We start from the raw sequence: 17074 nt of genomic DNA on the forward strand, positions 1-17074 counted from the left end.
CAGAATGCACACGCATTCTGTCTATCCTTTGGGCGTCAGTTAGAAAGGAAGCCCCCAACTCGCCCCCTTGGGCGTCATAGTCAACGCCTGCAGCAGCATCATCTTCATAAACCGGAAGCTTGCGGGTGAGCTTCGGAAAGTCTTCGTCGAGCTCTGTTTCCAGGAAGAGCCGGATGACGCCAGTAGCACGGCACAGTTCTACAGGTCCTCATGAAGTGACCGTTGACATATCCGGCAATGTCTATGTGAGAGATACATTCAACAACCGCATATACGGGAGTTAGAGTACAGGACGCCCTGGAAAGAACCAAACAGGCAGTTTCTTCGTTAGGGGCTATCTTGAGCCAAACGAGCAGGATTAGGGTGAAAGAATGTAGATCATCCCGCATCACATCGCTCCTCAGTATTATAATTTCTCAAATTTGAGACAGCTTGCTTAATTCCTTTCCTTTACAACCGTCGGGGACTTGACGGGTATTGGAACCAGTATAGTATAATCACCCGAAAAACGATTTCAGCGAGGAAGCATATGGCGGTACCAAAATTCCGAACTTCAAAGGCCAGGAGCCGCCGGAGGCGTTCGATAAACATGAGAATTTCTGTACCCAGTCTTATTACGTGCTTCAACTGTGGAAACAAAGTTGTGCGTCACCGTATTTGTCCAAAATGCGGATTTTATAAGGGCAGTCAGATCATCGAACCTAAGGTTGTAAGCTGATTAAGGAGTAGTATATGAGCACCGAATTGTTTGAAAAACTTAAGGATCTTATCGCCGATAGACTCGAGGTTGATAAGGATAAGATTGCCATGGACTCTCGGTTTCGTGAGGATCTTGGCGCCGATAGTCTGGATACCTATGAGTTGCTTTATGCCATAGATTCGGAATTAGGCGTTTCCGTACCCGACGAGAAAGCGACTGAGTTTGAAAAGGTTCAAGATGCTTTGGCATATATCGAGGAGGAGCTAAAAACCAAAGAATAGTGCAGATTCCTTTACGAACTCCTGATATTTCACGCGCGCGGCGCAAAGAATTGCTTCTATTTCAGAAGAGGGCGGGACTGAGATTCAAAAGACTTGAAAATTTGGACCTTGCCTTTTGCCATCGGTCTTTTGTTCACGAGACTTCCGCTGATATCAGCAATAATGAAACCCTTGAGTTTTTAGGGGATTCTGTTATCGGCATGACTGTGGCCGATTATCTCATACGCTTGCTTCCGGATCGTTCCGAGGGAGATTTAGCCAGAATAAAGGCACATGTAGTTAGCGAAGATACACTTGCTGACATTGCCTTGAAACTGGCTGTTGATTCGGTTGTGCATCTTGGCAGAGGTGAAGAAGCTTCCGGTGGCAGAAAGAAAAGAACTCTGCTTTGTGATTGCTTTGAGGCTCTGGTTGGTGCTCTGTATTTGGATTCGGGCTATGGCAAGGCTGCGAAATTTATTCTGAAGAACATAAACAGCCCGGTTGATTTGGTGCTTGCGGATAGACATCGTAAGGACTACAAAACCCTGCTGCAGGAACTGGTTCAAAAACGTTTTCATAGCTATCCCAAATATGTGCTGGACCATAAGTCTGGACCCGATCATCAAAAAACTTTTTGGATGACCGTGCAAATCAACGGTGAGAACTATGGACCCGGGAAGGGTGCAAACAAGAAATCTGCGGAGCAGGAGGCTGCAAGATCAGCCTATGAGGAGATGACTACTTAGAAGCGCATCAAGTTATTCTGAGCCTCTCCACACGAATTGGAACTAGGGATGCTCGTTCAACCAACCTCGACTGCGCGATAGCAGCTGATCGTGGTTGTTTTCCTTTGGGTTTTCCAAGACGCATTTTAAAAGAAATTTCAATAATTCCCCCAGCTTTGGTCCAGTCTCAATCCGGCAATTGTCCATTATTTGATTGCCGTTTATTGCTAGTGCACCAATAGTTAATGGAGTGTTCGATTCGATTACCAGGTTCACGCGCTTGATCAGGTTTTGAAGTTGTCCTATTTCTCCAGATGAAGTTGTCCGGTTTTTTGGAACACCACTAGGGGACTTGGAGGAGATAGTGGCGCCACTAGGCAGGTTGGCATGGGTTATCACGCATTTCAATTTGATAAGATTGTGCACTTGCCCAACACCTACACGGGAAACAAAGCGTCGTACATCGGCATCCCTCCAATCATCGTTGTATTGGAAATCCAGTTTGCTGAGCATGTTGATTGTACTGTCGCTTTCGGTGTTGGATGCCTTGTAACGCCTTAGGATAGATCGGGCTATATTGGCACTTCGAAGAAATGCTGAGGCCTCGTTTTTTGCTGGCTGAGCAAAGTAGCCAAGTCTGTGAAAGAGTGCGGCCAGGCGCAGAAAGAGGTTTGCTGGATTTGCCAAATCGCATGCCCTTAGACTGATGGAAAAAGAATCAATTCCTTTTCCCAACGGAGGATTCAGGTGGATATCAAACTCGGGAAAGAGTACTTTGATTAGGCCGGTCTGCTTGAATAGCAGGAACGACACGGATGGTTTTTCGGTTTGAAGAATCTTCTTGAGTTCCTCCCAAATTCGCTCGACAGAAAGAGTGCTGATGTTGGAACATGTTTCACTTATGGCATTCAGTGTCGCTGGATGGATGCGAAATCCTAGTTGGGATGCGAGTCTGCATGCTCGTATGGATCTAAGTCCATCTTCCTGAAGACGCACCCGTGGATTACCGATTGCCCTTATCAACCGCTTATCCAGATCCTCTCTGCCCCTGTGAGGATCGAGTAATTTGTTGTTGACTAAATCCCAGGCTATAGCGTTTACGGTGAAATCTCGTCTGGCAAGATCGCTGTCAATGCTTTCGGAGAATAACACCTTATCGGGGCGTCTACCATCCGAATAGGGCCCATCTTGACGAAAACTAGTGGTTTCGAATCGATACTTTCCGAGGATGATAGATACGGTGCCGTGTTTTATACCGGTGGGTATTGTTCTACGGAAGAGCTTGATTACATCTTCTGGTTCTGCATCGGTTGCCAAATCGTAGTCGTATGATTTACGACCTAGTAACCCATCCCGAATGGCACCGCCGACGAGCCAGCACTGAAAGGATGCGTCTGCAAAGATTTTTGCGGCTCCTCTTAGAATTTTGGGTATATGTATCGGCGGTGACTCCATGCTTTTGAAAACTAGTGAAGGATGCTGCAGAGGGTCAAGGGGAGGGGGAAATTTGGGACTAGCCAGCTTCTCTCTGTTTTAGATGATCGCAGCAGGAAAAACCCGACCCTGAAGCCGGGTTTGATTATCATGAATTGGATAAGTATAGCTCTCGGGATTTTACTGCAATAATTGGAGGACCAATTGACCCTGTTGATTGGCCTGAGCCAACATGGCGTTGGAAGCCTGATGCAATATCTGATGTTTCGTTAGCTCCACAGTTTCCTTTGCCATATTCAAATCCCTAATTCGGGATTCTGAAGCTTGCATATTGACGGCTCCCACATCCAATCCCTTGATGGCATGCTCAAGACGATTATGGTAAGCACCCAAATCGGCCCGTTGTTTGTTGACTAACAGTAGTGCTGCGTCAACAACGCCGATGTTTCTATTGGCTTGTTCGGGGGTGGATAAGGAAATCATCTGCCCTGTGCCAATCTGTCTTATGCCGAGGGCTTCCGCGGTCATCGTTCCAACGAAAACTTGTTCCCTCTGATCCATGTTAGCACCGATGTGCAACCACATGGAGGCGGTAACAACGTTGAGACCGTCAAATCGGGCAAAGCGACCTGTAAGCATGTTCATTCCGTTGAACTGAGCATGCGATGCAATGCGGTCTACTTCATCGACTAACTGAGAAACTTCAACTTGGATTTGCATCCTATCTTCCGCGGTGTAAATTCCGTTCGATGCCTGAATGGAAAGTTCACGAATTCTCTGGAGCACCTCAGAGCTCTCCTGGAGATATCCCTCGGTTGTCTGGATGAACGAAATACCGTCTGCCGCATTTCTACTTCCCTGCCGCAGTCCGCGTATTTGAGCTCTCATCTTTTCAGAAACGGCGAGTCCGGATGCATCATCCCTTGCTCGGGTGATGCGTAGTCCGGAGGAAAGCTTCTCCATGCTCTTTTGAGTGTTCGAATCGTTGATTTTACTCCGATTTGTTGCAAAAATTGCGCTCATGTTGTGATTAATGATCATTACATCCTCCTTGATGTTGACCAGTTGTGATTCTGGTGGACATCCTTATCCACATACTATTCTTATCGGTGGAACCTGAGGCGATTTGAATTTCTTGGTGGGAATTGATTGTTCTGGGATGATTTTCAGCCGATTTTGGGCTGCTCTGGGTATTCGAGGGAAGGAGAGATTGATGCAACGTGGAGTTCTCTTAATTGGAGGAGCCGGGCCTTCTTCTGCACAGATTAGATGCATAGTGAAATCAGACGACTTGATTTGTGCGGCGGATTCGGGCCTGGATATGGCATTGTCGGCAGGCATTGAACCTCAGGGAATAGTTGGGGATATGGATTCAATATCGGATTCGAAACTTCTTGAAAACTATTCTACTGTTGAGATTGCAGAGAGAGATAAGAATGAATCTGATACTGAGCTTGGGATTTCATGGCTGATAGAGCGCGGGTGCGAATCTGTTGTGCTAATTGGAGGTGGGGAGGGTAGGTTGGATCATACTTTGGCGCTGCTGAAGTTGTTTTCCAGAGAGAACCTGCTAGGTGTCTGGTTTACTGCCAGGGATATGACTGAAAGCATTGAGGAAAATACGGAATTGGTGGGTGATGTTGGTTCTACGATATCATTTTTCCCAATTGGGAACGGGCCCTGGATGGTTAAATCGATGGGTTTGACTTGGGAGTTGGATGTTGTGGATTGGAACTCGGGTGCGTTCAGTTTGAGCAATCGTTTCGAAGCTGCTTCGGTTAAGCTTATGGTGGAAAGCGGGCGGTTTATTCTGATACGACCTATTGAGCAGCTACTCTATCACCGTTGGTAATATAGATTCGATAGGAAATCCCTCTAATTCAAAAAAATCTATCAGGATGGGGTATTCATCAAGAAGTTGCCCATAGCTTTTCAGCAGCTTCAGTCGAATCTCTTGAGTGCTTTCCAATCTGGCGGCGAGGTTCTCGATTTCGCTTATTACTGCCTGACGATCCCTCATGGTTTCGAGCGTGAGACGGCGGGCTTCGGAGTAGAGAGCCAAGTCGGGATACTCCCAATTGAAGATGTTTACTCCAATGATGTCTACCCTCTCATCGATTGCGCTGTTCTTAATGGCTTCGGAAAGCCAATTTTGTTCTCCCACTGTCTCCGGATCGGCTGTCATGATTTGATTGATTATATCCAGGACAGCCGAATTGAGTTTAGCTTCAAAATCATTGTAGAAGGAATCCAAATCATCGAAACCACTTTCCACAAGTGATACCAGGCTATCCAGGTTAACATGGTAGTTAATGCTTGCTTCGATTTCCCAGTTGAAATCGATGTCATCACCAATAATCGTGTTGTAAATCTTGCCTGAGGGCAAGATGCCACTTAGCCTTATATCTGTGGTTTGTGGTTTTAGATTAAATTTGTGAAGAGTGAGGTAGGTTGGAAACAGGGCCTCCCATCTCCATTTGAATTCTTCGTTTTCAATCAGTTCCGCTTCGTAGCCATAGGACTTTTTGTATACCACCGCGTATTCACCTTCATTAAGACGAAGCTGCATCCAGCCAATGCAGAACACGGCGCCTCCGGCTATTATGAGTATTAAGAGAGTCGCAAAAAAACCACCCGCAGAATTTCTCGGTTTCTTCCTCTTTAATTGTTCCTTCTTTTCAATCATTCTTTGCTCCTTTATTTTGTTTTAGTATTTTGAGCTCTGAGAGTCTGGTGACTACCATGTCGGGTTCGATGTTTGCTTCTGGGCTACTTTCACGAAGCCTTAGAGAGCGTTTATCTCCTGCGAATAGTGCAGTTTTGCAGCCAGCTCTGGATGCACTTGCTATGTCGTTTAACATGTCGTTTCCTACGTATAATACCTCACTTACTCCTATTTGATCTTCAGTAAGCTGGGTTAACGGCGTTTTAAACATGTTGATGGAAGGTTTGGCTTCAGAAAGTTTGTACGACCAGGAACATAAATTCTCTTCGAATCCGATTTGTGAGATTTGTTTGTTGCATATCGCCTGGAGAATCAGGGGAGTGTAGAATTGGGCGTTGGAAACTATTCCAATTCTTAACCCACTATCGCGAAGCTCACGGATAATATTCGGGAAGCCAGGCATGGGCCATACTGGATTAACGGCAAGCTCGTATTGTAGCGCCAGCGGCTCAATGAAAAAGGGAGAGGGAGGCTCGAGGAGCAACTTGCCTTTCCAAAAAGTGTTCAGGCTTTCTTCCCAGATATCGCGGATGTCGACTTCGGGATGCTCCATGCCTTTGACACGCAGTTGCTTATGGCGTTCGGTGATTTTCTGTCTCAGTGTGCCGCTTATTAAATGGACACTTAGCTGCCTTGAAGGTTTGTAGCCGCATTTTCTGAAAAGTTGCCCGATTTTGATGGCCCTGGTGTGGCTGCTCTCGCTTCTGTCGGAGAATAAACTGGCGTGGCTTATGTCACCACTGCTTGATATCAGCAGAGTCCCGTATATATCGAATAGTACCGCGCGTATTGGACTTGGGAACTTCAGTTTTGATTTGAGGTGGGTAGGTATGGGGTTGAGTCTGGTGAGTTTTGGTTTTATTTCGAATTTTTGTATTCCCTGCATTGTCGGGCATGATAATATGAGTAGGTGTGTTTAGCAACTTCTATTAGGAGCTTTGAGTTTGTGAGAGTGCTGTTTTGAGAAACAGGACCACCTGGCGCCTTCGGCGGATTTGGTTTCCAAGCATCTTTGGAAGACTTACAGCCTTGTTATTTGTTTTTTCCTTACTGGTTCTGTATTTCTATATTGTTGGGAATCGCCAGAGATTTTCCGATAACACTCTATTCTTTCTTTTCGAGATTGAGTCCTGGACGCTGGCCATTTGTGCGATTTCAGGGTTGATTGCAACTGTCAGTTATGCGGTGACACTTCCATTTCGAACCAACTTGAAGATAAATCGAATTATTTTTTCAGGGTTGGTAACGGTTTTCAGCGGTTTTCTATATTTTGGCGTGGCGCTGCTTCGGGCATTTTTGGGGCCATATGGGTAGTTTTTTCGGAGCGTTTCTACTGCTGCTGCCCGGGAATGCCAGTTGTAGCTTTACTTCGAAAGCACCATCTACATCCAGTTTCCATCATTGCAAATAACCGAGGCTTACATAAGCTTCGGCATTCAGTATGGCTGCCCCTGCAGCGCCGCGGACCGTATTGTGACCCAATACAACCATCTTGATATCACCGACAGGGCATTCTCGTATCCTGCCTGCACAGGCGGCCATGCCGTTTTCCAGCCAGATATCGCGGGCCGGTTGAGGTCTGTTTTCTTCTTCAAATACTATGATAGGCCTGCCAGGGGCCGTTGGCAGTTTTTTCTCCTGCGGAAGCGACTTCCATGTGTCTAGGATATCTTTTACTTGTTGTGGATTCGGTTTCTTTTCGAACTTTATGCTCAAGTTGATGGTATGACCCTCTATCAAAGGAACTCTGTTGCACTGGGCGCTGACTACGAAATCCGCCGGCTTTATGCTATCCTCTTCCAAGCGGCCGAGTATTTTTTGCGATTCGATTTCCACCTTGGGTTCTTCTCCCTCGATAAAGGGCAATATGTTGCCCAGGATATCGTAAGATGAAACCCCGGGATAACCGGCTCCACTTATGGCTTGCATGGAAAAAAGCTGCACCCACTTAACTTTGAATGCCTGATGAAGTGGGGCAAGAATCATGGCTACAGGCATAATTACGCAGTTGGAATTGGTGATTATTGCCCCCGCAAATCTTTGTTTCTTTGTAATTGCAAAATGGTCCGAATTGATTTCAGGAATTATGATTGGGACATCGGAGTCCATTCGATGATTCTTCGAATTGGATATCACGATGTGCCCCCTTGAGGCGTAATCTTCCTCAATGGGTCCGGCGACTGACGAATCCATTCCGGAGAAGAGAATCCGACTCGACAACCTTGCGCCAGCCTGGAGCAGCAGTTTATCGCGCAGATAGCTCGGAATTGGTCTATCTTGTTTCCAAGCACAGGCATCCTTGTAAGTTCTGTTGGCAGAGCGGGGCGAGGCCACAAGTTCATCTATTTCGAACCAGGGATGGTTTTGGAGTATCAGAATGAATTTCTGACCAACTGTTCCGGTGGCGCCGAGGATGGCAACTGGAATTTTCGATTTCATACTGGTTGACTCCTTATGGGGGGTGGTGTCCGATATTGAGGCTCGAGCAAGAAAATATCCGTTACAAGCTGGCAGGTCAAGAAGGACTTGTAGTTCCTCAAGTTAAGAATTTGGAACATCCCTCAGGTAAGAGCCGCAAGTAACTCGGAATCCATCCTTGAATTCTGAGCTTCGGTAGGAATTTGAGTAGGATGCAGGTTCGTATTTCTGGCCCTGCGGTTGCGATCCGCGGTAAGCAGCGCCTCTTTTCAGGTGGGAACGCTGGCTTGAGCATCTAACTCGAATAGCGTAAGTTTGTTAGGGGAAGACCATGGCATTTTTGAGCCCAAAGGAGTATTATCGGTAGCCATGGATCTATCGACTAGTTTCATGGGGCTTCGAATGCCCAATCCCTTAGTTGTATCATCATCAGGTTTGAGCGCGAGTGTGGAGGGGGTGAAGAAGGCGGTGGAGGCGGGTGCCGGAGCCGTTGTGCTTAAGTCTTTGTTTGAAGAAGACATTGCTGCAGCAGTCGGGAGGACGAAACCCGAAATAAGCGAATCCCATCCTGAGGCTGAATCCTATTTGCAACAAATGGGCATGCTTCTCGAACCAGACGAATACCTTAGTTTCGTTGAGAGCAGCGTTCAACTGGTGGATGTGCCGATAATTGCCAGCCTGAACTGTTACTCTGCGAACTGGTGGGTAGACTATGCCAGGCGCATAGAAAAGGTAGGTGCGAACGCAATTGAGTTGAATATTGCACCGTTGGCCACAAACCCTGAGATGGAAAGCGCTCAACTGGAGGACGATCTGGTGGCTCTAGTAGAACTTGCGCGCAAAGTGGTGAAGATACCCATAGCCGTGAAAATCGGCCAGCATTTTTCTGCGCTGCCGCAACTTGCCGTAAGGCTGCATCAGGCTGGCGCCGACGGTTTAACCCTCTTCAACCGCTACTATAGATTGGACATAGACATCGAAAAGGTTGAATTCATATCCGGCAACTTCCTCTCTGTTCAGGAAGAGTTCGCCCCCGTACTCAGGTGGATTGGCATAGTCTCCAATCTAACCAGCCTCGATATTGCTGCCTCAACTGGCATACATGGGGCCCCCAATGTGATAAAGGCCTTACTTGCCGGCAGTGATTCGGTGCAACTCTGTAGTGTTTTATATCGCGAAGGTCTTGGCGCAATGGCTGCAATTAAGAAAAACTTGGAAACGTGGATGGAAATGCACAACTATTCCACCATTTCAGATTTTCATGGCTTGCTCAGTTTCAAAAAACGTGGTGATTACTACCACCGCCTCCAGTACGTGAAGGCTTTGAAATAGACTCAAGTGATATGGTGCAGCCTGGTAGTAATTGCCAGTGATGAAAACTGCTTCTCGTCAGACTCTTGTTACTTCAACTGAGAAAAGGACCGTCCGACAGGAGGGTCCTTTTCTACCGCAACAGGCGACTCTAGTTTACTACGGCCAAAATGTCCGAAGACTTGACAATGAGATGATCAACACTGTCAATGCTGATTGTTGTGCCAGCATATTTATCGTACATCACCTTGTCTCCAGCTTTGACAGTAATCGACTCTTCATCGTCGCCGACGGCAATAACCGTACCTGTCTGTGTTTTCTCTTGGGCGGTATCCGGGATGTAAATGCCTGAAGCGGTTTTTGTCTCCGCCTCCATCACCTTAATCAAGACCCGATCCTGCAGAGGTTTGACTGTCATCTTGAACCCTCACGAAATCAAATTATTTAGTGATTCTCAATTAACTCTCAATTAGCTTGAGTTATGAAATCACTCGTTGAAGAATATACGGAATGCAAGGAACGGGGGTCAAGTGAAAATGTTGGCGAGATCGGCCCTGGTTTGAGTTCCTGTAGGCGGACTTGACTTCGGCGAATGATGCCCACTTGATCCGATTGAACCGACATGAGGGGATTTAATACGTGAAGTGGGTCAATTTGCCACTCAATATCCTCCGAGATTACAATATGGGTCATTTTTACTCGGAAGCACCAGGTTTTGCTCTTCCCATGAGTTGGAGAAGCAGGCCCAGCAGGGCTGCATTATCATTGCTGAAAAGAGTTAAATCTATATAGCATAAGACATATCGTACTCTTACTCAGTTTATGGCATGATTATTGCTCATGTTATGACATGACTATTACTCGTGAAGCTTCTGTTAGGGGATCTTATGACACATGATGAAGAATCCATACTTTCGACGTACCTGAAGGAGATTAACAAGATTCCGCTTTTAACCCGGGAGCAGGAAGATGCAATATCCAGAAAAGCGCTTACCGGTGATAAGGTTGCCAAGGCTCGGCTCGTGGAAGCGAATTTGAGATTTGTTATCAATGTGGCGAAGAAATATCAAAACCAGGGACTGCCCTTAGAAGACATTGTAAGCGAGGGGAATATAGGGTTGATGAATGCGATTGGGCATTACGATCCTGATAAGGGGTACCATTTCATTTCCTACGCGGTTTGGTGGATTAGGCAGGCCATATTGAAGGCAATATACGAGAAATCCAGAATGATTCGACTCCCCCTAAATCGAGTGAATGAACTGGTTCAAATTGAAAAAACTCGGAAGACAATCCTAACCGAGGATGGAGACGATCCGAGCAATCAGGAGATTGCGAATATCACTGGCATCAAAGTCAGGGATGTAAGCGACCTTCTGGCAATAAGTAAGGATCCGATTTCTCTGGAGTCGCCGGTTTATGAGGAAAGTGACTCTTTCGCTTTGGGTGATTTCATTGAAGATGAATTCCGCGACAGTCCCGATGAACTGGTTCTGATGAGTTCGCTTTCGGATGATATTGAGTCAATTCTTGATACGCTCAGTATTAAGGAGGCTGAGATTATCAGACTTCGTTTCGGACTTGGTGGCCGAAGAGCCCTCTCACTCAAAGATATTGGGGATGTCTATGGTCTCACGAAAGAGCGGATTAGACAAATTGAGAAGAAGGCTTTACACAGGTTGCGACATCCGTCCAGGAGCCAGTATTTGCAAGACTATATCGCGGCTTAGGAGCAAGGTGCAGGCGATGCGCTGATGCCCTTCATCTTAGCAAGGCGAACCTTTTTGGCACTATTTCATTGACATGGGCCTGTTTATCAACTAGCTTTAGACATCTAACTTTTGTATAGGTGGGAAGCTATGAGCGAACAGTATGTTTACTATTTCGGTACCGACAAGGCCGAGGGTAGAGCCGAAATGAAGGAGCTTCTGGGAGGTAAGGGTGCAAATTTAGCGGAGATGACCAATCTGGGTATTCCAGTCCCCCCGGGCTTCACTATTTCAACAGGGGTTTGCTCTCTTTATTATAGAAGCGATCGAACTTATCCTGACGAGGTGAGAAAACAGGTTGCGGAAAATCTCGATCGCCTGGAAAAAGAAATGGGGAAAAAGCTTGGCAACCGGGAAGATCCACTTCTGGTATCAGTTCGCTCGGGTGCCGCGATTTCCATGCCGGGTATGATGGATACGGTATTGAACCTCGGACTAAACTCTTCGGCGGTAGAGGGAATTGCAAAAAATACAGGCAATACGCGTTTTGCATGGGATGCATACCGGCGATTTATCCAGATGTATGGCGATGTGGTTATGGGTGTACCGCACGAAGCCTTTGAGAATGCGCTCAATGCGATTAAGAGAGAAAAGGGTGTTGGGGCCGATACCGAACTGAATGCAGACGATTTGAAGAAGGTTGTCGATAGCTATATGTCTGTTTATGAAAGGACGGTTGACAAGGAATTTCCGCAGGATCCTATCGAACAACTATGGGGAGCCATCGATGCGGTTTTCGGCTCTTGGAACAATGACAGAGCACTTAAATATCGCAGCATAAACAAGATTGGAGATCTTCTGGGAACAGCGGTAAATGTCCAGTCAATGGTTTACGGAAACTGGTCTGATACTTCGGGTACCGGGGTGTGTTTCAGTCGGGACCCCTCGACTGGTGAGAATTATTTTTATGGAGAATACCTGATGAATGCCCAGGGTGAAGATGTTGTTGCGGGCATTCGTACGCCTGAGCCACTAAGCTCGCTTGAAAGCGCCAACCCTGAGGTTTATAAGCAACTGGTTGATATCAAGGAACGGCTCGAAGGGCATTACAGAGATATGCAGGATATGGAGTTTACCATCCAGGAGGGACGGTTGTTTTTGCTCCAGACCCGGAATGGGAAGAGAACTGGCAGAGCTGCGGTGAAGGTGGCGGTGGATTTAGTCAATGAAGGAATGATTGGCAGGAACGATGCGATAAGTCGTATTACCGCGGAACAGTTAGACCAACTGCTGCATCCCATGATTTCACCGAAAGCGAAGAAAAATTTAGAGCCTATTGCCAGAGGCCTGGAAGCCTCCCCCGGCGCTGCTGTCGGAAAGGTTGTGTTTAACGCCGAAGAGGCGGAGCTATGGGCCAGTCGAGGTGAAAAAGTAGTGCTGGTACGGCGCGAAACCAGCCCCGAAGATATTGGCGGGATGAATGTTGCGGAAGGCATTCTCACTTCAACCGGCGGTATGACCAGTCATGCAGCGGTAGTTGCCAGGGGCATGGGAAAACCCTGTGTTGCGGGTTGTAAGGACGTTGTGATTGATGAGAGCACAAAAACCTTCAGCATTGGTGGCAAAATTTATAGGGAGGGCGATTTTATTACCCTGGACGGCTCAGATGGAGAGGTATATGCGGGAACGATTGAGCTTGAGAAGCCCTCGCTGAGCGGTGAACTAAATGAGTTGCTATCCTGGGCGGATGAAATCAGGCATAAGGCAAAGAGGGTCGGCATCGAAGATGGGTTTATGGTTAGAACCAACGCGGATTTACCTCAGGATGCAAGGTTGGCGGTGGATTTTGGAGCGGAAGGGATAGGACTCACGCGAACCGAGCATATGTTTTTTGAGGAGGCTAAGCTCACTTCTTTTCGCAGCATGATTATTGCGGATAGTTTGCAAGAGCGGGTGGATGCTCTTAAGCCGATTCTGAAGCTGCAGATTGAAGACTTCAGGGGTATATTCAGGGTGATGGATGGAAAACCGGTTACCATCCGCTTGCTAGACCCGCCATTGCACGAGTTTGTACCTCATTCTGAGACAGAAGTGCGTGAATTGGCCAAAGAGCTGGGAGCAAATGTCGAAAAACTGCTTAAGCGAGTTATGGAGCTGAAAGAGCTTAATCCAATGCTGGGCCATAGAGGCTGTCGATTGGGTATAACCTACCCTGAGATTTACGATATGCAGGTTGAGGCAATCATGACTGCCGCTGTTGCGGAGGCGAGGATGGGGATTGATGTTCGGCCCGAGATAATGATTCCGCTTATAGGGAGTACCGCAGAGCTTGAAGTTTTAAGAACAAATGCACAGAAGGTTATAAACCGGGTGATGGATGGTGTGGATGTTGGAATTGACTACCTTATCGGCACGATGATCGAAATTCCCAGGGCGGCGCTAACAGCCGATTTGATAGCACCTCATGCAGATTTCTATTCCTTTGGTACGAACGATTTAACTCAGATGACTTTCGGCTTCAGCAGGGATGATGTGGGAACCTTCGTGCCAGAGTACATCGAGAAGAAGATTTTGAAGTTCGATCCGTTTCAAACGCTCGATGCTTCCGGGGTTGGCCAATTGGTGGAAATGGGCGTGCGTAAGGGGCGCAATGTGAAGCCGACGTTGAAAGCCGGTATTTGCGGCGAGCATGGAGGCGATCCGTCTTCCATAGCATTTTGTTACAAGGCCGGACTCAACTATGTCTCCTGTTCACCATATCGCGTGCCTATCGCCAGACTGGCTGCGGCTCAGGCAGTGCTTAACCGCTAAGTGAACCAAATGTAAATATCGTGGATGTTATTATTCTTGGCGCCGGAAGGGTTGGATGGCAGCTTGCACATCAACTGATTAACGAGGGCAGGAAAATAACAATAATCGAGAAAAATCCGGAAGAGGGATTACGGATAGCCGACCGTTTGGATTGCAGGGTGATTACCGGCGAAGGGAACAACCTTCCGATTCTTCGTGAGGCGGGGATTGAAAACGCCAACTATTTTGTCAGTGTAACCAAGTCCGACGAAATAAATATGATAGCCTGCAGCCTGGTTGCCGCTGAATACCCTGAACCGGTTACGGTGGCCCGGGTTAGAAATGTTGCCTACACGGGTACGCGCATGGTACGGCAGCGCCTCTACGGCATCGATCATATCATAAATCCGGAAATCGAAGCGGCACGCGCGGTTATTCGCTCGATAGAGCGCGGGGCAGTTGGAACCGTGAATCAATTCTCTGATTCGGGTTTGACATTAACCTCTGTTTCCATTCTTCCAGAATGTCCATTTATTGGCAGGTCAATCAGGGAAATAAGGATGAACCTTACCGGGAATTTCCTGGTACCTCTGATTATTCGCAATAATGATTCATCAATCCCTGATGGCGATACCAGAATTCTTGAAAACGACATCTTATATGTTATTGCGATGCCGCAAGATACTGATGAGTTGATTCTTGCATCTGGTTTGCGAAAGAGTGAAAAGAGTGAGCTAAAGAGAATAGTGATTGTTGGGGGCGGACGCATCGGCCGCTATGTGGCGGATTATCTTCTTGAAAGGGATGATGGGGAAGCTTTGAGCAACGCCGGAACCTGGATTCGGCTAATCGATCGCTTCCGGAAGAAATCTCCCGCACGCAGTGTTCATTTTATTGAGCGCGACTATGCGGTGGGCCGTGAGCTGGCGGATAGATACCCTTCGGCCCTGATAACCAATGCCGATATCTCCGACGAAGAAATTTCGGAGGCGGGTCTTCTGGAAGGTTGCGATCTTCTGGTAAGCGCCACGGGTAATCAGGAATTAAACCTGATTAGCGCCTTGTATGCAAAGAACCAGGGTGTCTTTAGAACAATCGCTCTTGTTAGAATGAGCTCCTATGTGGAAATGGCAAGAGAGATGGGTGTGGATGTTACGGTTAGTGTTTCCGATACGATGGTTGAAGGAATACTCAGGATTCTAAGGAAGGGAAACATCCGCAGTATTCACACTATTGCGGGCAGCGATTTTGAGATAATAGACTTCCTTCTAGATAGTGATTCACCCTTAGTCGGCAAAGCTATAAAGAATTGCAGGCTTCCTAAAAACAGCTTGATTCTAATGGTTAAGCGTGGCTCGGAATACTCTCTTCCCGACGGAAATCTGCAATTAAACGATGGGGAAAGAGTGATTATTATCACCCTTAGAGAGGAAACCAGGAGGCTGGAGGAAGCTGTTACCGGACTATGATCCGATTTATTCCGGTTCTACATGTAGTGAGTTTGCTCCTGCTAATCATATCTTTTTTCATGCTGGCGCCTCTGGGGATTGCCATATACAACGACAATATGGCATCAACGCGGGCATTCGGGATCACCATCGTCTGTACAGTCGTTTTTTGCTCGCTTCTATGGTGGTTGACTAGATCGAAGAATGGCTTGAGACACCAATTACGAACAAGGGAAGGCTTCCTGATGGTAACTGCAAGCTGGATTGCGGTTTCCGCGGTTGGGGCAATTCCCTTTGTACTTTCCGGAGCAATTACATCGTACACAGATGCTTTTTTCGAAACTATCAGCGGCTTCACTACCACCGGTGCATCTGTTTTAACCGCAATCGAAACAGCTCCTAAATCGATTTTATTCTGGCGTTCTTTGACTCATTGGCTTGGTGGTATGGGCATTGTTGTATTGACAGTGGCCATCTTGCCATTCCTGGGGGTTGGCGGTGTTCAGTTGGTTAGAGCGGAATCACCAGGCCCAACTTTGGATAAAATAGCTCCAAGGATAACGCAGACAGCGAAAATCCTCTGGTTCCTGTATTTGGGGTTCACCGTCCTTGAAACCGTGTTGCTGATGGCGGGAGGCATGAATCTTTTCGATGCGCTTACACACACCTTTGGAACCCTGGCTACGGGAGGATTTTCGACGAGAGATGCCAGTGTTGGAGCATATAATTCAGGGTTTATCGACTGGGTTATCATCGCTTTTATGATAATTGCGGGGACAAATTTTGCTCTCTTCTATAAATTGTCGCGGGGGAATTTGAGGGATATCTTCCGCAATACGGAATTCAAAACCTATGTTCTTGTCATCATTTCTTCAGTACTAATCATTACCCTGGTACTTCTGAAGGTTTATGGCGATTTTGGTAAATCACTTCGGTATGCGGGATTTCAGGCGGTATCCATTATTACAACAACTGGTTTTGCCACCGCCGATTTTGATATGTGGCCGATGGCGGCGAAGGGAGTACTGCTGCTGCTGATGTTTGTAGGAGGGTGTTCCGGTTCAACTGGCGGGGGTCCTAAGGTTATTCGTGTTGTTACGCTAGTTAAGCTTGCCCTGAAGGAAATGAGGTATATGTCGCGGCCGAGGGGAATTTTTCGAGTTCATATCAATGGCGAGCCGATTAAGAAAAATTTCCTTTATTCGGTTAGTGGGTTTTTTGTCCTCTATCTACTCTGCCTGTTGTTTGTTACCGTGGTGGTGAGCATCTTCGGTGCGGGGGACATAACCACGGCATTCTCAACCGCCCTGGTTACCGTTGGAAATATTGGCCCAGGATTTGCTTCGATTGGTCCCACGATGAATTATGCCTTTTATCCCCCCTTCGTTAAATGGGTTCTAAGCGTCGCTATGCTGGCGGGTAGGCTTGAGGTGTATACTGTGCTAATCCTTTTAACGCCGTCTTTCTGGCGCCGCGCGTGACTTGCTTCAAGTTAAGGCGGTGGAGCATCGCTTGAAAACACAGGCAGAGGGGATATAAAAAAGGAGGAGG

Annotated in this window: 16 protein-coding genes; 10 read left to right on the forward strand and 6 right to left on the reverse strand. The window is 47.1% G+C overall.

Features of this window, described 5'->3' with window-relative positions; all coding sequences use genetic code 11:
* The first annotated feature begins 529 nt into the window (after positions 1 to 529).
* The 3 genes from rpmF to rnc are packed head-to-tail and all read left to right on the forward strand — an operon-like array spanning position 530 to position 1709.
* Positions 530 to 718: a 50S ribosomal protein L32 gene (gene rpmF, locus S1OALGB6SA_RS04695; protein ID WP_124032697.1), complete on the forward strand. Its 189-nt coding sequence runs from the start codon at positions 530 to 532 to the stop codon at positions 716 to 718.
* Positions 719 to 732: 14 nt separating this feature from the next.
* Entirely contained in the window at positions 733 to 981 is a 249-nt protein-coding gene (gene acpP, locus S1OALGB6SA_RS04700; RefSeq protein ID WP_124032698.1) for an acyl carrier protein, read from the forward strand.
* Positions 981 to 1709 (forward strand): ribonuclease III, encoded by a 729-nt coding sequence (gene rnc / locus S1OALGB6SA_RS04705; RefSeq protein ID WP_230204419.1) that lies wholly within the window; start codon positions 981 to 983, stop codon positions 1707 to 1709. The genes acpP and rnc overlap by 1 nt, the downstream gene beginning before the upstream one ends.
* A 42-nt stretch (positions 1710 to 1751) precedes the next feature.
* On the opposite strand, the gene S1OALGB6SA_RS04710 is transcribed toward rnc, so the two are convergent.
* On the reverse strand, positions 1752 to 3143 hold the full coding sequence (locus tag S1OALGB6SA_RS04710; RefSeq protein ID WP_124032700.1) for a CCA tRNA nucleotidyltransferase: 1392 nt from the start codon (positions 3141 to 3143) through the stop codon (positions 1752 to 1754).
* A gap of 159 nt (positions 3144 to 3302) precedes the next feature.
* Entirely contained in the window at positions 3303 to 4163 is an 861-nt protein-coding gene (locus tag S1OALGB6SA_RS04715) for a flagellin N-terminal helical domain-containing protein (protein WP_124032701.1), read from the reverse strand.
* 172 nt (positions 4164 to 4335) lie between these two features.
* Between S1OALGB6SA_RS04715 and S1OALGB6SA_RS04720 the strand changes: the two genes are divergently transcribed.
* Positions 4336 to 4974 carry a thiamine diphosphokinase gene (locus tag S1OALGB6SA_RS04720; protein ID WP_195910308.1) on the forward strand — a complete coding sequence of 213 codons (639 nt, stop codon included), beginning with the start codon at positions 4336 to 4338 and terminating at the stop codon, positions 4972 to 4974.
* Here the strand turns inward: S1OALGB6SA_RS04720 and S1OALGB6SA_RS04725 are convergent.
* Together S1OALGB6SA_RS04725 and S1OALGB6SA_RS04730 are read right to left on the reverse strand one after the other, a co-directional pair.
* Entirely contained in the window at positions 4954 to 5808 is an 855-nt protein-coding gene (locus S1OALGB6SA_RS04725) for an SPFH domain-containing protein (protein ID WP_124032703.1), read from the reverse strand. The two genes, S1OALGB6SA_RS04720 and S1OALGB6SA_RS04725, sit on opposite strands and share 21 nt — an antisense overlap.
* The gene (locus S1OALGB6SA_RS04730; protein WP_124032704.1) at positions 5801 to 6733 is read right to left on the reverse strand and encodes an HAD family hydrolase; all 933 of its coding nucleotides are present in this window, start codon (positions 6731 to 6733) and stop codon (positions 5801 to 5803) included. Before S1OALGB6SA_RS04730 ends, S1OALGB6SA_RS04725 begins: the two co-directional genes overlap by 8 nt.
* A gap of 74 nt (positions 6734 to 6807) precedes the next feature.
* On the opposite strand from S1OALGB6SA_RS04730, the gene S1OALGB6SA_RS04735 reads away from it, so the two are divergent.
* Positions 6808 to 7161, forward strand: coding sequence for a hypothetical protein (locus S1OALGB6SA_RS04735; RefSeq protein ID WP_124032705.1), 354 nt, complete (start codon positions 6808 to 6810; stop codon positions 7159 to 7161).
* An 84-nt stretch (positions 7162 to 7245) separates the two neighbouring features.
* On the opposite strand, the gene asd is transcribed toward S1OALGB6SA_RS04735, so the two are convergent.
* Complete coding sequence (gene asd, locus S1OALGB6SA_RS04740; protein ID WP_124032706.1) at positions 7246 to 8286, reverse strand: aspartate-semialdehyde dehydrogenase; 1041 nt, start codon at positions 8284 to 8286, stop codon at positions 7246 to 7248.
* Between the two features lie 348 nt (positions 8287 to 8634).
* Between asd and S1OALGB6SA_RS04745 the strand changes: the two genes are divergently transcribed.
* Positions 8635 to 9597, forward strand: coding sequence for a dihydroorotate dehydrogenase-like protein (locus tag S1OALGB6SA_RS04745; protein ID WP_124032707.1), 963 nt, complete (start codon positions 8635 to 8637; stop codon positions 9595 to 9597).
* A 130-nt stretch (positions 9598 to 9727) separates the two neighbouring features.
* Here S1OALGB6SA_RS04745 and S1OALGB6SA_RS04750 read toward each other — a convergent pair whose 3' ends face one another.
* Positions 9728 to 9994: a co-chaperone GroES gene (locus S1OALGB6SA_RS04750; RefSeq protein WP_124032708.1), complete on the reverse strand. Its 267-nt coding sequence runs from the start codon at positions 9992 to 9994 to the stop codon at positions 9728 to 9730.
* Between the two features lie 469 nt (positions 9995 to 10463).
* Here S1OALGB6SA_RS04750 and S1OALGB6SA_RS04755 point away from each other — a divergent pair, with 469 nt between their 5' ends.
* The 4 genes from S1OALGB6SA_RS04755 (at position 10464) to S1OALGB6SA_RS04770 (ending at position 17004) form a co-directional block, all read left to right on the forward strand.
* Positions 10464 to 11306: a sigma-70 family RNA polymerase sigma factor gene (locus tag S1OALGB6SA_RS04755; RefSeq protein WP_124032709.1), complete on the forward strand. Its 843-nt coding sequence runs from the start codon at positions 10464 to 10466 to the stop codon at positions 11304 to 11306.
* A gap of 129 nt (positions 11307 to 11435) precedes the next feature.
* Positions 11436 to 14096 (forward strand): pyruvate, phosphate dikinase, encoded by a 2661-nt coding sequence (ppdK, locus tag S1OALGB6SA_RS04760; protein ID WP_124032710.1) that lies wholly within the window; start codon positions 11436 to 11438, stop codon positions 14094 to 14096.
* 20 nt (positions 14097 to 14116) lie between these two features.
* Positions 14117 to 15544: a Trk system potassium transporter TrkA gene (trkA, locus tag S1OALGB6SA_RS04765; protein WP_124032711.1), complete on the forward strand. Its 1428-nt coding sequence runs from the start codon at positions 14117 to 14119 to the stop codon at positions 15542 to 15544.
* A complete protein-coding gene (locus S1OALGB6SA_RS04770) occupies positions 15541 to 17004 on the forward strand; it encodes a TrkH family potassium uptake protein (protein WP_124032712.1) in 1464 nt (487 codons plus the stop codon). The genes trkA and S1OALGB6SA_RS04770 overlap by 4 nt, the downstream gene beginning before the upstream one ends.
* Positions 17005 to 17074: the final 70 nt, after the last annotated feature.

The organism is Olavius algarvensis spirochete endosymbiont, assembly GCA_900608495.1.
Taxonomy (GTDB): Bacteria; Spirochaetota; Spirochaetia; order DSM-2461; family DSM-2461; genus UBA2779.

Excerpts from the sequence above, each read along its gene's own strand:
- rpmF (WP_124032697.1), top strand. The coding sequence starts at position 530 with ATGGCGGTACCAAAATTCCGAACTTCAAAGGCCAGGAGCCGCCGGAGG.
- acpP (WP_124032698.1), top strand. The coding sequence starts at position 733 with ATGAGCACCGAATTGTTTGAAAAACTTAAGGATCTTATCGCCGATAGA.
- S1OALGB6SA_RS04710 (WP_124032700.1), bottom strand. The coding sequence starts at position 3,143 with ATGGAGTCACCGCCGATACATATACCCAAAATTCTAAGAGGAGCCGCA.
- S1OALGB6SA_RS04715 (WP_124032701.1), bottom strand. The coding sequence starts at position 4,163 with ATGATCATTAATCACAACATGAGCGCAATTTTTGCAACAAATCGGAGT.
- S1OALGB6SA_RS04720 (WP_195910308.1), top strand. The coding sequence starts at position 4,336 with ATGCAACGTGGAGTTCTCTTAATTGGAGGAGCCGGGCCTTCTTCTGCA.
- S1OALGB6SA_RS04725 (WP_124032703.1), bottom strand. The coding sequence starts at position 5,808 with ATGATTGAAAAGAAGGAACAATTAAAGAGGAAGAAACCGAGAAATTCT.
- S1OALGB6SA_RS04730 (WP_124032704.1), bottom strand. The coding sequence starts at position 6,733 with ATGCAGGGAATACAAAAATTCGAAATAAAACCAAAACTCACCAGACTC.
- asd (WP_124032706.1), bottom strand. The coding sequence starts at position 8,286 with ATGAAATCGAAAATTCCAGTTGCCATCCTCGGCGCCACCGGAACAGTT.
- S1OALGB6SA_RS04745 (WP_124032707.1), top strand. The coding sequence starts at position 8,635 with ATGGATCTATCGACTAGTTTCATGGGGCTTCGAATGCCCAATCCCTTA.
- S1OALGB6SA_RS04750 (WP_124032708.1), bottom strand. The coding sequence starts at position 9,994 with ATGACAGTCAAACCTCTGCAGGATCGGGTCTTGATTAAGGTGATGGAG.
- S1OALGB6SA_RS04755 (WP_124032709.1), top strand. The coding sequence starts at position 10,464 with ATGACACATGATGAAGAATCCATACTTTCGACGTACCTGAAGGAGATT.
- ppdK (WP_124032710.1), top strand. The coding sequence starts at position 11,436 with ATGAGCGAACAGTATGTTTACTATTTCGGTACCGACAAGGCCGAGGGT.
- S1OALGB6SA_RS04770 (WP_124032712.1), top strand. The coding sequence starts at position 15,541 with ATGATCCGATTTATTCCGGTTCTACATGTAGTGAGTTTGCTCCTGCTA.